The 13,010-nt window shown below is 63.5% G+C and carries 10 protein-coding genes; 2 read left to right on the forward strand and 8 right to left on the reverse strand.

Going from position 1 to position 13,010, the window contains the following annotated elements:
• Positions 1 to 5: 5 nt before the first annotated feature.
• The 7 genes from I6F20_RS34675 to urtA all read right to left on the reverse strand — a co-directional run bounded on the left by I6F20_RS34675 (position 6) and on the right by urtA (position 6,764).
• Positions 6 to 383: an FmdB family zinc ribbon protein gene (locus tag I6F20_RS34675; protein ID WP_057025956.1), complete on the reverse strand. Its 378-nt coding sequence runs from the start codon at positions 381 to 383 to the stop codon at positions 6 to 8.
• Between the two features lie 110 nt (positions 384 to 493).
• Entirely contained in the window at positions 494 to 1,723 is a 1,230-nt protein-coding gene (gene fmdA, locus I6F20_RS34680) for a formamidase (protein ID WP_028133835.1), read from the reverse strand.
• Positions 1,724 to 1,750: 27 nt separating this feature from the next.
• The gene (urtE, locus tag I6F20_RS34685; RefSeq protein WP_036002119.1) at positions 1,751 to 2,440 is read right to left on the reverse strand and encodes an urea ABC transporter ATP-binding subunit UrtE; all 690 of its coding nucleotides are present in this window, start codon (positions 2,438 to 2,440) and stop codon (positions 1,751 to 1,753) included.
• Positions 2,441 to 2,508: 68 nt separating this feature from the next.
• Complete coding sequence (gene urtD / locus I6F20_RS34690; protein ID WP_225130476.1) at positions 2,509 to 3,264, reverse strand: urea ABC transporter ATP-binding protein UrtD; 756 nt, start codon at positions 3,262 to 3,264, stop codon at positions 2,509 to 2,511.
• A 10-nt stretch (positions 3,265 to 3,274) separates the two neighbouring features.
• Positions 3,275 to 4,417, reverse strand: a complete 1,143-nt coding sequence (gene urtC, locus I6F20_RS34695; protein WP_225113327.1) for an urea ABC transporter permease subunit UrtC — start codon at positions 4,415 to 4,417, stop codon at positions 3,275 to 3,277.
• A 17-nt stretch (positions 4,418 to 4,434) separates the two neighbouring features.
• A complete protein-coding gene (gene urtB, locus I6F20_RS34700) occupies positions 4,435 to 5,361 on the reverse strand; it encodes an urea ABC transporter permease subunit UrtB (protein WP_225130487.1) in 927 nt (308 codons plus the stop codon).
• Between the two features lie 143 nt (positions 5,362 to 5,504).
• Positions 5,505 to 6,764, reverse strand: a complete 1,260-nt coding sequence (gene urtA / locus I6F20_RS34705; RefSeq protein WP_036002134.1) for an urea ABC transporter substrate-binding protein — start codon at positions 6,762 to 6,764, stop codon at positions 5,505 to 5,507.
• A 169-nt stretch (positions 6,765 to 6,933) separates the two neighbouring features.
• Between urtA and I6F20_RS34710 the strand changes: the two genes are divergently transcribed.
• Complete coding sequence (locus tag I6F20_RS34710; protein WP_225130489.1) at positions 6,934 to 10,305, forward strand: hybrid sensor histidine kinase/response regulator; 3,372 nt, start codon at positions 6,934 to 6,936, stop codon at positions 10,303 to 10,305.
• Positions 10,289 to 11,215 carry a response regulator gene (locus tag I6F20_RS34715; RefSeq protein ID WP_225130491.1) on the forward strand — a complete coding sequence of 309 codons (927 nt, stop codon included), beginning with the start codon at positions 10,289 to 10,291 and terminating at the stop codon, positions 11,213 to 11,215. The genes I6F20_RS34710 and I6F20_RS34715 overlap by 17 nt, the downstream gene beginning before the upstream one ends.
• Positions 11,216 to 11,444: 229 nt before the next feature.
• Here the strand turns inward: I6F20_RS34715 and I6F20_RS34720 are convergent, their stop codons facing one another.
• Complete coding sequence (locus I6F20_RS34720; protein WP_036002183.1) at positions 11,445 to 12,947, reverse strand: flavin-containing monooxygenase; 1,503 nt, start codon at positions 12,945 to 12,947, stop codon at positions 11,445 to 11,447.
• Positions 12,948 to 13,010: the final 63 nt, after the last annotated feature.

The following is a 13,010-nucleotide window of genomic DNA, read 5'->3' on the forward strand; positions in this document are numbered from 1 at the left end:
GTGGGTTAGTGGCTGATCATCCAAGGGCGTGCGGTCGGAAAGCCCTTGGCGCCGCTCCTGGTCTTGGTCATCAGCCGCGCCGGCTTTGTCCTGTCCGCCGCGCTCTTGTCCTTCACGGTCTTGCCCGAGGAGCAGCAGCCGCAGCCCGGGCCGTGCGAGGCCTTATATTGCGCCAGCGTCTGCGGCGCGTGCGTGCTGCGTTCGTTGACGGCGTGCGCCTTGCGCTTCTCCGCCGGCATGCAGAAGAAGTTCGGCGCCGTCAGGATGACGCGGGGCGCCATCGTCTCGCAGTGTGGGCAGCTCTGCGGATCGTCGCATTCCGCCATCGGGCGCAGGTCCTTGAAGGGACCGCAATCGTCACAGAGATATTCGTAGACCGGCATCGCATCACCTACGCTCTTGCCTGTTCACACAACTCGCTGCCACCGTGCGTGTGGAGACAGCCCCTCACCCCGGCCCTCTCCCCGTGAGAACGGGGAGAGGGAGCGCGGCGTCATTTGTCCGGCGAGATCGGCATCTGGATGTCGCCGGTGATGTGCTTGATGGGTCCGGCCGCCGACGGCATCACGTCGAAGTCGAAGATCTCGGTCGGCAGCCACAGCGTGGCGCAGGCGTTGGGTACGTCGACCACGCCAGAAATGTGGCCCTGACACGGCGCGGTGCCGAGGATCGAATACGCCTGGGCGCCGGAATAGCCGAACTTCTTCAGATATTCGATAGCGTTGAGGCAGGCCTGGCGATAGGCGATGTGGACGTCGAGATAGTGCTGCTTGCCGGCCTCGTCCACCGAGATGCCCTCGAAGATCAGATAGTCCTTGTAGTTCGGCGTGATCGGCGACGGCTTGAAGATCGGATTCTTGATGCCGTATTTCGACATGCCGTCTTTGATCACTTCCACCTTCAGGTGGAGCCAGCCGGCCATCTCGATCGCACCGCAGAAGGTGATCTCGCCGTCGCCCTGGCTGAAGTGCAGGTCGCCCATCGAAAGGCCCGCGCCGGGGACGTAGACCGGGAAGTAGATCTTCGAGCCGCGCGAGAGATCCTTGATGTCGCAATTGCCGCCATGCTCGCGCGGCGGCACGGTGCGCGCACCCTCGGCGCCGATCTTGGCTTTCACATCGCCCTTGGCGCGGCCGCCATGGGCGGTCGGCGCGAACGGCGGATTGGCAAGGCCGGGCACGCGGGTCGGGTTGGTCGAGATCAGCTCGGCCTCGCGCTTATTCCAGGTGTCCAGCATCTTCGGATCGGGCAGACAGCCGATCAGGCCAGGATGGATCAGACCGGCAAAGTTGACGCCGGGCACGTGACGCGATGAGGTGTAGAGACCCTTGATGTCCCAGATCGACTTCTGCGCCAGCGGGAAATGGTCGGTGAGGAAGCCGCCGCCGTTCTGCTTGGAGAAGAAGCCGTTGAAGCCCCACAGGCTCTCCTTGAGCGGACCGACGTCGAGCAGGTCGACGACGAGAAGGTCGCCGGGCTCCGCGCCCTTGACGCCGATCGGGCCGGAGAGGAAGTGCACGATCGACAGGTCGATGTCGCGCACGTCGTCGGCGGAATCGTTGTTCTTGATGAAGCCGCCGGTCCAGTCATAGGTCTCGATGATGAAATCGTCGCCGGGATTGACCCAGGCCACGATCGGGATGTCGGGGTGCCAGCGGTTGTGCACCATGTCGTTTTCATAGGCCGACTTGGTGAGATCGACCTTGATCAATGTCTCTGGCATCGAGATGCTCCCCTTTTACACGGTTGGTTAGACGGACAGATATTTCGAGACCTGCGCGGCATCGACGGCATCGCGCGGATCATCGCGCACGATCTCGCCGTTCTCGATCACCAGCACGCGGTCGGCGATGTCGAGCGCGAAGCTCAGGACCTGCTCGGAAACGACGATCGAGAGCCCCTTCTCGTCGCGGATGCGCTTCAACGTGCGCGCCATCTCCTTGATGATCGAGGGCTGGATGCCTTCGGTCGGCTCGTCCAGCAGCAGCACCTTCGGCTTGGTGGCGAGCGCGCGCGCGATCGCCAATTGTTGCTGTTGCCCGCCGGAGAGATTGCCGCCACGGCGGCCCTTCATCTCCAGCAGCACCGGGAACAGTTCGTAGATGTCGTCAGGCACCTCGGAGCCGCCGGAGACGACGAGCCCGGTCTCGATGTTCTCCTTCACCGTCATGGTGGAGAAGATCATGCGGCCCTGCGGCACATAGGCGAGACCCTTGGCGACGCGCTCAAAGCTCTTGAGGTTGCCGAGCTCGGCGCCATCCATGTTCACCGAGCCGCTTTTAGCCGGCAGGATGCCCATCAGCGACTTCATCAGCGTAGTCTTGCCCATGCCGTTGCGGCCCATGATCGCAACGATCTCGTTCGCCGCGACCTTGACGTTGAGCCCGTGCAGCACCTCGCTCTGGCCGTAGGCGACGTGGAGATCAGAAATAGCCAGCATCAGCCTGCTCCTTGCTTCTGGCGCATGATCTTGTCCGGAAACCGGACGCCACTTTCCGGGATCATGCGCTAGTGACCGAGGTACACTTCGATGACCTTGGGATCGTTCTTCACCTTCTCCATCGTCCCCTCCGAGAGGATCTGGCCCTGGTGCAGCACGGTGACCTTGTGCGCGATGTCCTCGACGAACTTCATGTCGTGCTCGATCACCAGCACCGAACGGTTCTTGATGATGCGGTTGAGCAATTCGGCGGTCTTGGCGCGCTCGGACACGCTCATGCCGGCGACGGGCTCGTCGAGCATCAAGAGGTCGGGATCCTGGATCAGCAGCATGCCGATCTCGAGCCACTGCTTCTGGCCGTGGCTGAGCTCGTCGGCATAGGTGTTGAGCTTGTCCTTGAGGAAGATCATCTCCGCGACCTCCTCGACCCGCTCCTTCACCATCTGGTCGCGCTGGAAGGTCAGAGAGCCGAACACGGTGCGGCCGCGCGGAAACGAGATCTCGAGGTTCTCGAACACGGTCAGGTCCTCGAACACCGACGGCGTCTGGAACTTGCGCCCGACGCCGGTCTGCACGATCTCGTTCTCCTTCATCTTCGTGAGCTCCTTGCCACGAAACTGGATCGAGCCCGAGGTCGCCTTGGTCTTGCCGCAGATCAGATCGAGCACCGTGGTCTTGCCGGCGCCGTTGGGGCCGATGATGACGCGGATCTCGTTCTCCTCGACATAGAACGAGAGATCGTTGACCGCCTTGAACCCGTCGAACGAGACGGTGAGGCCGGAGACCGCGAGCAGGAAGTCCTTCGGCTGATGACCGATGAGCATGATCGCCTCCTCACTCTGCCGGCGCGCCGTCGGCGACGGAATTGTCGGTCCAGTTCTCCTTCGCCTTGCGCGAGGCGAACAGCCGGTCGATGCGCGGCTGCACGTAATCGGCCCAGAGCCCGGACAAGCCATTCGGGAAAGCAAGCACGACCGCGATGAACAGCGCGCCGAGGCCGAACAACCAGAGTTGCGGGAAGGATTCCGACAGGCTGGTCTTGGCGAAGTTCACCAGGATCGCGCCCCAGACCGCGCCGAAGATCGACATCCGCCCGCCGACCGCGGTGTAGATCACCATCTCGATCGACGGCACGATGCCGACGAAGGACGGCGACATGAAGCCGACGTTGAGCGCGAACATGGCGCCGCCGATCGCGGCGAAGACCGCGGCCATGCAGAAGGCAAAGATCTTGAAATTGGCGACGCTGTAGCCGGAGAAGCGGACGCGGTCCTCCTGCTCGCGCATCGCCACCAGGATGCGGCCGAGCTTGGTCAGGCGGATGAACTGCGCGATGCCGATGCAAGCGAACAGCAACACCACCTCGACGAAGTACAGGATGATCTTGGCGTGGTCGGGCCGGATGTCCCAACCCTTCAGCGTGCGCAGATCGGTCATGCCGTTGATGCCGCCGGTATAGCCCTGCTGGCCGACGATGAGGATGGTCAGGATGGCGGCGACGGCCTGGGTGATGATCGCGAAATAGGTGCCGCCGACGCGGCGCTTGAACATCGCGGTGCCGATGATCAGAGCGAACAGGCCGGGGACCAGGATGATGGCGAGGATGGTGAAGGTGAGGCTGTGAAACGGCTGCCAGAAGAACGGCAGCGCCGTGATCTGATTCCAGTCCATGAAATCGGGGATGCCGGGCGTCGACTGGATCTTGGTATTCTCGACGCTGGAGGCCTCGAGCTTGAGGAACATCGCCATGCAATAGCCGCCGAGTCCGAAGAACACGCCCTGCCCCAGGCTCAAGATGCCGCCGTAGCCCCAGCACAGCACGAGGCCGATCGCGACGAAGGCATAGGTCAGATATTTCGCGACCAGGTTGAGGCGGAACACGTCCAGCGTCAGCGGCAGGATCACGAACAGCACGGCGGCGAGCGCAATGAAGCCCATCAGTTCGGATCGGTTGAAGAAGCGTGAATTGATGATCATGACTTGCCTGCTTCTCGTTATTTGCGGACCTTGAGGGCGAACAGACCCTGCGGCCGCAGCATCAGGATGCCGACGACGGCGAGCAGCGTGAGCACCTTGGCCATCGAGCCCGACATGAAGAACTCGAGCGTCGATTGCGTCTGCGAGATCGAGAAGGCCGAGGCGATGGTGCCGAGCAGGCTGGCGGCGCCGCCGAACACGACGACGAGGAAGGTGTCGACGATGTAGAGCTGGCCCGACGTCGGCCCGGTCGAGCCGATCATGGTGAAGGCGCTGCCGGCGACACCGGCGATGCCGCAGCCGAGGCCGAAGGTGTAGCGGTCGACCTTCTCGGTGTTGATGCCGACCGCGCCGGCCATGATGCGGTTCTGCACGACCGCGCGCACCTGGCGGCCCCAGCGCGACATGTAGAGAACATAGGCGACGGCAATGGTGATCAGCACGGTGAGGCACATCACGAAGACGCCGTTGATCGGCACCTCGATGCTCTCGGTGACTTGCAGCGAGCCCAGCATCCATTGCGGCAGCTCGACGCCGACCTCGCGCGCGCCGAACACCGAGCGATAGGCCTGCTGCAGCATCAGGCTGAGGCCCCAGGTGGCGAGCAGCGTGTCGAGCGGGCGCTTGTAGAGGTGCTTAATCAGCACCCATTCCACCAGCATGCCCAGCGCGCCGGATGCGAGGAAGGCCAATATCATGGCAAGGAAGAAGTAGCCGCTGAACAGGCTCGGCAAATAGGCCTGGAAGAAATTGGAAGTCATCCAGGTGACGTAGGCCCCGAGGATCATGAACTCGCCATGGGCCATGTTGATGACGCCCATCTGGCCGAAGATGATCGCAAGGCCGAGCGCCATCAGGACATAGACGGAGAACAGGATCAGTCCGGCGAACCCCTGCATGACGAAGATCGAGCCGAGGTCGCCAATCGAATAGTCACCGAACATCCATGTCCTCCGTCGGGAAAGGGTCCCGCGTCGCGAGCAGGTTCGCGACGCGGGGGCTTGAGGCATGGACTTGCGATCCACGCCAGGGAGCGGTTTTGCCTTGAGGGGGTGCGACGGGCGCCGCGACTTACCGGTAACGCTTCTTACTGGTAACCCTTCGGGAACGGATCCGGCTCGACGAGATCGGCGGTCTCGTAGATCAGCTCGAACTGGCCATCGAGCTTGGCGCGCCCCACCCGGGTCTTCGACCAGAGGTGATGGTTCTCATGGATGCGCACATAGCCCTCCGGCGCGCCCTTGAACTCGACGCCGGTCGAAGCCGTGGCGATCTTGTCGACGTCGAAAGAGCCGGCCTTTTCGACCGTCAGCTTCCACAGCCACGGGCCGAGATAGGCAGCCTGGGTGACGTCTCCGATCACGGTCTTCTCGCCCCACATCTTCTTGAACGCCGAGACGAAAGCCTTGTTGTTCGCATTGTCGAGCGACTGGAAGTACTTCATGCAGGCATAGGCGCCCGCGATGTTCTCGCCGCCGATACCGTCGATCTCGTCCTCGGTCACCGAGATCGTCAGCAGTGCCTGCTTGGAGAGATCGATGCCGGCCGCCTTGAGCTGCTTGTAGAAGGCGACGTTGGAGCCGCCGACGACGTCGGTGAAGATCACGTCCGGCTTGGTCAGCTTGATCTTGTTGATGACAGAGTTGAACTGCGTCGAGCCGAGCGCATAATATTCCTCGCCGACGACCTTGCCCTTGAGCACGTTTTCGACGTGCTTGCGCGCGATCTTGTTGGAGGTGCGCGGCCAGATGTAATCCGAGCCGATGAAGAAGAAGGACTTGGCGCCCTTCTCCTTGGCGATCCAGTTCAGGCCGGCGAGAATCTGCTGGGTCGCTTCCTGGCCGGTATAGATGACGTTCTTGGACTGCTCGAGGCCTTCGTAGAAGGTCGGGTAGTAGAGCATGCCGTTATATTGCTCGACGACCGGCAGCACCGCCTTGCGCGAGGCCGAGGTCCAGCAGCCCATGATCGCCGCGACCTTGTCGTTGACGAGGAGCTTCTTCGCCTTCTCGGCGAAGGTCGGCCAGTCCGATGCGCCGTCCTCCTGGATGAACTTGATCTTGCGGCCGAGCACGCCGCCGGCCGCGTTGATCTGCTCGATCGCAAGCTTTTCGGCCTGGATCGAGCCGGTCTCGGAGATCGCCATGGTGCCGGTCGCCGAATGCAGGATGCCGACCGTGACCTCGGTGTCGGTGACGGCCAGACCCGTGGTGTTGACCGCCGAGGTCGCCGGCGCCTGCGCAAATGACCCGCGCGGCAGCATGGTGATGGCCGGGACCGCGGCCATTCCCATCAATAATTTGCGCCGCAGCGGCGACAACAGGCCCTTGTTTGCTTCGTCTGACATGAGCACCCCACTTTTGTTCGAGAACACGCGATTGGTGCCCGTGAGGATGGCTCGAATTTATGCAGCCCACGCATACGCAAGATCGCGTATACTGCACCGCAAAATGCCGACGTAGGCTTCTGGTACGGAATTTGCGAGGGGTCCGGGTCCGTATCGGGAGTGGGGTTAAGTGGCAGGGCGGCAGCGAATAGACCGCGTCAGGCGCCAGTACAATCAATGGGTCGCCAACCAGACGCTGGAAGATTACGCCCTGCGCTTCACCGCCAAGAGCGCGCGGCGCTGGTCCGCCGCCCGCGTCGCCAACACGGCACTGGGCGCGATCTCGTTCCTGGCGATGGAGGCGATCGGCGGGACCATCACGCTGAACTATGGCGTCACCAACGCGACTGCCGCCATCGTCGTGGTTTCCATCATCATCTTCGGCTGCGGGGTGCCTATTGCGTATTATGCCGCCAAATGCGGCATCGACATCGACCTGCTGACGCGGGGGGCCGGCTTCGGTTACATCGGCTCGACCGTCACCTCGCTGATCTACGCCTCCTTCACCTTCATCTTCTTCGCGATCGAGGCCGTGATCCTGGCGTCGGCACTCGAGATGTGCTTCGGGATTCCGCGGCCGGTGGGCTATCTCATCAGCGCCGTCGTCATCATCCCGCTGGTGGCCTACGGCATCACGCTGATCAGCCGCTTCCAATTGTGGACGCAGCCGCTGTGGGTGATCCTTCACATCATTCCGTTTGCCGCGATCGCCTGGCACAACCCGCGCTCCTTTGCGGAGTGGCACAAGTTCTCCGGCGAGCACGGCGACCTCAACGGGCATTTCGATCTCCTGCTGTTCGGCGTTGCGGCCTCGGTCGTGTTCTCGCTGGTGGCGCAGATCGGCGAGCAGGTCGACTTCCTGCGGTTCCTGCCGCGCGACCGCCGCGCCTCCAGGGCCTCCTGGTGGATGGCGCTGATGAGCGCGGGGCCGGGCTGGATCGTGCTGGGCGCGCTGAAGCTGCTGGCGGGCTCGTTCCTCGCCTTCTTCGCACTCAGCCACGGCGTGCCGCCCGAAGAAGCCGCCGAGCCGGCGCACATGTATCTCGAAGCGTTCCGCTATGTGCTGTCGCAGCCCGACCTCGCTTTGGCCTTGACCGGCACCTTCGTGATCCTGTCGCAGGTCAAGATCAACGTTACCAACGCCTATGCCGGCTCGATCGCCTGGTCGAATTTCTTCTCGCGCTTGACCCACAGCCATCCCGGGCGCGTGGTCTGGCTGGTCTTCAACGTCGTCGTGGCCCTGCTGCTGATGGAGATCGGCGTCTACAAGGCCCTGGAGCAGACGCTGGCGCTCTATTCGAACGTCGCGATCGCCTGGGTCGGCGCGCTGGTCGCCGACCTCGTCATCAACAAGCCGCTCGGACTGCGGCCGCAGCAGATCGAGTTCAAGCGCGCGCATCTCTACGACGTCAATCCGGTCGGCGTAGGAGCGATGACGATCGCGACCATCGTCTCGATCAGCGCCTTCTACGGCCTGTTCGGGCCGACCGCGAAGGCGCTGTCGGCCTTCATCGCGCTCGCCGCGGCCTTCCTCACGGCGCCGTTGATCGCCTGGGCCACAGGCGGCAAATACTACATCGCGCGCAAGCCGAAGCGGAGCTGGCAGAACATCGAGGCGATCCAGTGCTGCATCTGCGAGCACTCGTTCGAGCCGGAGGACATGGCCTCCTGCCCCGCTTACGCCGGCCCGATCTGCTCGCTGTGCTGTTCGCTGGACGCGCGCTGCCACGATCTCTGCAAGCCGCATGCGAGATTCCAGGCGCAGGTGTCGGAGACGCTGGGCCGGCTGATGCCGCAGCCGATCTACGCCCGGATCAACTCGCAAGTCGGCCACTATATCGGCGTGTTCGTGGTCTCCGCCGGGCTGATCGCCCTGGTGCTGGGACTCATCTATCTACAGACGTCGGCGAATGTGCACGGCGACAACGAGCTCGTGTCCGACGTGCTGTGGAAGGTGTTCTTCTCGCTCAGCATCATCATCGGCGTGGTGGCGTGGCTGTTCGTGCTGGCGCAGCAGAGCCGCCGCGCCGCCGAGGCCGAGACGCGGCGGCAGACCGCGCTGCTGATCCAGGAGATCGACGCGCACAAGCGCACAGATGCCGAGCTCCAGCGTGCCAAGGAGGTCGCCGAATCCGCCAATCTCGCCAAGAGCCGCTATGTGGTCGGGCTGAGCCACGAGCTGCGCTCGCCGCTCAATGCGATCAGCGGCTATGCGCAACTGCTCGAGCAGGATACGAGCCTTGGTGCCAAGCCGCGCGACCAGGTCCGCGTCGTCCGCCGCAGCGCCGACCATCTCTCCGGCCTGATCGACGGCATCCTGGACATCTCCAAGATCGAGGCGGGGCGGCTGTATCTGTCGCGCGACGAGGTGCGCTTGAGCGAATTCCTCGACCAGCTCGTCGGCATGTTCCGCCTCCAGGCCGCCGCCAAGGGCATCGACTTCGTGTTCAGGCGGCCGCCGACGCTGCCGCGGGTGGTCTATGCCGACGAGAAGCGGCTGCGTCAGGTGCTGATCAACCTGCTCTCGAACGCCATCAAGTTCACCCAGTCCGGCAGCGTGCAGTTCGTGGTGCACTACCGCAGCCCGGTCGCCGAGTTCGAGGTGATCGACACCGGCCCGGGCATCCAGGGCGGCGACCTCGAACGTATCTTCGCACCATTCGAGCGGGGTGCGCTCGGCGCGTCGCAGCCGCAGACCGGCACCGGCCTCGGGCTCACCATCAGCCGCCTGCTCGCCGGCGTGATGGGCGGGGACATCAAGGTCACGAGCACGGTCGGCACCGGCTCGACCTTCAGGGTCAAGATCCTGCTCTCGGAGGTCGCCAATCCCCAGCGGATCGCGCCGGTGGAGGCGCCGGTCTCAGGCTATCACGGCCCGCGCAAGACCATCCTCGTCACCGACGACGATCCCGTGCATCGCGACCTCCTGCGCGAGGTGCTGACGCCGCTCGGCTTCATCCTGCTCAGCGCACCCGACGGCGCCGGCTGCCTCGCATTGGCGCAGCATTGCCGGCCCGATCTGTTCCTGCTCGACATCTCGATGCCTGCCATGGACGGCTGGGCGGTCGCCGAGGCCTTGCGCGCCAGCGGCCATCATCAGGCCCGCATCCTGATGGTGTCGGCAAGCGCGCTCGAGGCTCATGGCACGCCGCTGGCGCAGCCCTTCCACGACGGCTACCTGATGAAGCCGATCGACATCCCGCGGCTGCTGGCGACGATTCGCCAGCTTCTCAAGATCGAATGGCAATACGGCTCGCATGAGGTCGCGGTGCCGTTCTGGCATCCGGAGACCGGATCGAAGCCGCCGCTGCGGCACATCGAGGCGCTGATCGGGCTCGGCCAGATCGGCTACGTCAAGGGCATCCAGTTGAAGCTGGACGAGATCGGCAGCGAGCACCCCGAGCATGCCGACTTCGTCGCGCAGATGCGGTCGCTGGTCGATCGCTTCGATCTCGACCAGTACATGGACACATTGAAGACGTTGCATGCTTATGAGCATTGAATCGAAGAAGCGCGACGTCGCGCTCGTCGTCGACGATTCCCCGGAGACGCTCCGGCTGCTCACCGACGCGCTCGACAGCGCCGGCATGACGGTGATGGTGGCGCTCGACGGCGCCGCGGCGATGCGAATCATCGACCAGATCACGCCCGACATCATCCTGCTCGATGCCGTGATGCCCGGCATCGACGGCTTCGAGACCTGCCGCCGGCTCAAGCGCGACGCGGGTCTCGCCAATGTCCCGGTGATCTTCATGACGGGTCTGGCCGAAACCGAGCACATCGTGCGTGGATTGGAAGCCGGCGGCGTCGACTACGTGACCAAGCCGATCGTGATCGAGGAGATGCTGGCGCGCATCCGGGTCCATCTCGGCAATGCCCGGCTGACCCAGAGCGCGCGCGCCGCGCTCGACGTCTCCGGCCGTTTCCTGTTCGCGGTCAATCGCCAGGGCAGCGTGCTGTGGGCGACGCCGCAGGCGCAGAAGCTGCTATCCGATCATCACGGCGCGCAGACCGACGACTTCGTGCTGCCGCCGACGCTGCTGCAATGGCTCGAGCAGGCGAAGGCCAAGAGCGGCTCGAAATCCCAGGCCGCGTCGCTGCCCGATAGTCCGCAGCTCCGCTTCTATTACATGGGCGAGACCGCGCCGAACGAATTCCTGCTGCGGCTGTCCAAGGAAGCCGGCACCGCGCTGCCGCCCGAATTCACCAGCGAGCTCGGCCTCACCACGCGCGAAGGCGAGGTGCTGGCCTGGCTCAGCAAGGGCAAGACCAACCGCGACATCGCGCAAATTCTGGGCCTCAGCCCGCGCACCGTCGACAAGCACCTGGAGCAGATCTACGCCAAGCTCGGCGTCGAGAACCGGACCGCCGCGGCCGCGATCGCCGCGAATGCGACGCGGCGGAATTCTTGAGCGTGGTGTAGATGAGTTGAGGCGCTGCCAACCGAGCAAATGGTGTCGTCCCGGACAAGCGCAGCGAAGCGGAGCGCCGATCCGGGACCCATAACCCCAGGGAGTAGTTTGGCGAAGGCTCGGAGTGACCAGCTCGCTCTATAACCACCGCCTGGGAGTATGGGTCCCGGCTCGCTTCGCGCCCCGGGACGACAGTGGCGATCGCTAACCTCGCCTTACATCGGCATCGTCAACTGTAGACGAACGCCTTGTCATCCAGGTCCGTCTTCGGGATCTCGTCCTTCTCGGTCCAGTAATCCTGGCTGTGCTGCCATTCCGGCTTGTCGCCGCGCTTGGGCAGCAGGTTCATGTTGCGCATCATGTAGCCGGGGTTGAAGTTTTCCGGATCGATCCAGGGCAGGATCGGCATGTTGTGGTCTTCAGGTCGCAGCTTGACCTCGACCTTCTTTGCACCCTTTGCCTTCATGTGCCCGAGCAGCCGGCAAACGAAATCGGCGACGAGATCGACGCGCAGCGTCCAGCTGGCGCGGAAATAGCCGAACACCCAGACCATGTTCGGCACGCCCGTGAACATCATGCCGCGATAGGTGACTGTGTCGCCGAAGGCGAGCGGCTTGCCGTCGATCTCGAAGGCGATATCGCCGAGCGCGGCAAGATTGAAGCCGGTCGCTGTGACGACGACATCGGCCTCAAGCAGCTTGCCGGACTTGAGCTGGATGCCATTCTCGACGAAGCATTCGATCTCGTCGGTGACGACGGAGGCCTTGCCGCTGGCGATGCCCTTGAACAAATCGGCATCCGGCACGAAGGCAATGCGCTGCCGCCAGGGCCGGTATTTTGGCGTGAAATGGGTCTCGACGTCGTAGTCGGGACCGAGCACGGCGCTGATCTGGCCGATCAGCTCCTTCTTCACCTGCTCGGGCTTGGACACGCAGAGCTTGGTGAACGCATCCTGCTCGAACAGGATCTTGCGCCGCACGATCTCGTGGATCCAGGCTTCGTCGACCTGCAGCCGGCGCAGCTCCTCCGCGATCTCGATGGCGTTGCGGCCGAGGCGGAAATAGGTCGGCGAGCGCTGCAGCATGGTGACATGGGCGCACTTGTCGGTGATGTTCGGCACCAGCGTTGCCGCGGTCGCGCCCGAGCCGATCACGACGACCTTCTTGTTCGTGAGGTCGATATCGTCGGGCCAGGTCTGGGGATGGACGATGCGGCCCTTGAAACGGTCCATGCCCTTCCATTCCGGCGTGTAGCCTTCGGAATGGCGATAATAGCCCTGGCACATCCAGAGGAAGTTCGCCGTGAAGGTCCTGGGCTCGCCGGTGTCGGTCGTCACGGCGTCGATGGTCCAGAGATTCTGCTCGCTCGACCAGCTCGCGGAATTGATCTTGTGCTTGTAGCGAATGTGCCGCGCGATATCGTTGTCGTCGATCACCTCCTTCATATAGGAGAGGATCTCTTCGGCGGTCGCAATCGGCGGGCCGACCCAAGGCTTGAAGCTGTAGCCGAAAGTGTGGAGATCGCTGTCGGAGCGAATACCGGGATAGCGATGTGTGCTCCAGGTGCCGCCGAATGTTTCCTGCGTCTCCAGGATGACGTAGCTCGTGCCCGGCAGCTGCTTCTGGATGTGATAGGCGCTACCGATGCCGGATATGCCGGCGCCGACGATCAGCACGTCGAAATGTTCAGAAGCCTGTTTGGCCGTGGCGTGACTGCGAACAGCGACATTCATTGTTGCTTCTATGCCTTGCTTGTCTTTGTGGCCGTCCTTGATTGGACGGCGCGTTTCCTCCGC

Source organism: Bradyrhizobium sp. IC3123 (assembly GCF_020193625.1).
GTDB classification, from domain to species: domain Bacteria; phylum Pseudomonadota; class Alphaproteobacteria; order Rhizobiales; family Xanthobacteraceae; genus Bradyrhizobium; species Bradyrhizobium yuanmingense.

What these genes read in the sequence shown, in the direction of transcription:
- urtC (WP_225113327.1), bottom strand. Translation starts at nt 4,417, where the DNA reads ATGATCATCAATTCACGCTTCTTCAACCGATCCGAACTGATGGGCTTC.
- urtA (WP_036002134.1), bottom strand. Translation starts at nt 6,764, where the DNA reads ATGTCAGACGAAGCAAACAAGGGCCTGTTGTCGCCGCTGCGGCGCAAA.
- fmdA (WP_028133835.1), bottom strand. Translation starts at nt 1,723, where the DNA reads ATGCCAGAGACATTGATCAAGGTCGATCTCACCAAGTCGGCCTATGAA.
- I6F20_RS34675 (WP_057025956.1), bottom strand. Translation starts at nt 383, where the DNA reads ATGCCGGTCTACGAATATCTCTGTGACGATTGCGGTCCCTTCAAGGAC.
- I6F20_RS34720 (WP_036002183.1), bottom strand. Translation starts at nt 12,947, where the DNA reads ATGAATGTCGCTGTTCGCAGTCACGCCACGGCCAAACAGGCTTCTGAA.
- urtB (WP_225130487.1), bottom strand. Translation starts at nt 5,361, where the DNA reads ATGTTCGGTGACTATTCGATTGGCGACCTCGGCTCGATCTTCGTCATG.
- urtE (WP_036002119.1), bottom strand. Translation starts at nt 2,440, where the DNA reads ATGCTGGCTATTTCTGATCTCCACGTCGCCTACGGCCAGAGCGAGGTG.
- urtD (WP_225130476.1), bottom strand. Translation starts at nt 3,264, where the DNA reads ATGCTCATCGGTCATCAGCCGAAGGACTTCCTGCTCGCGGTCTCCGGC.
- I6F20_RS34715 (WP_225130491.1), top strand. Translation starts at nt 10,289, where the DNA reads ATGCTTATGAGCATTGAATCGAAGAAGCGCGACGTCGCGCTCGTCGTC.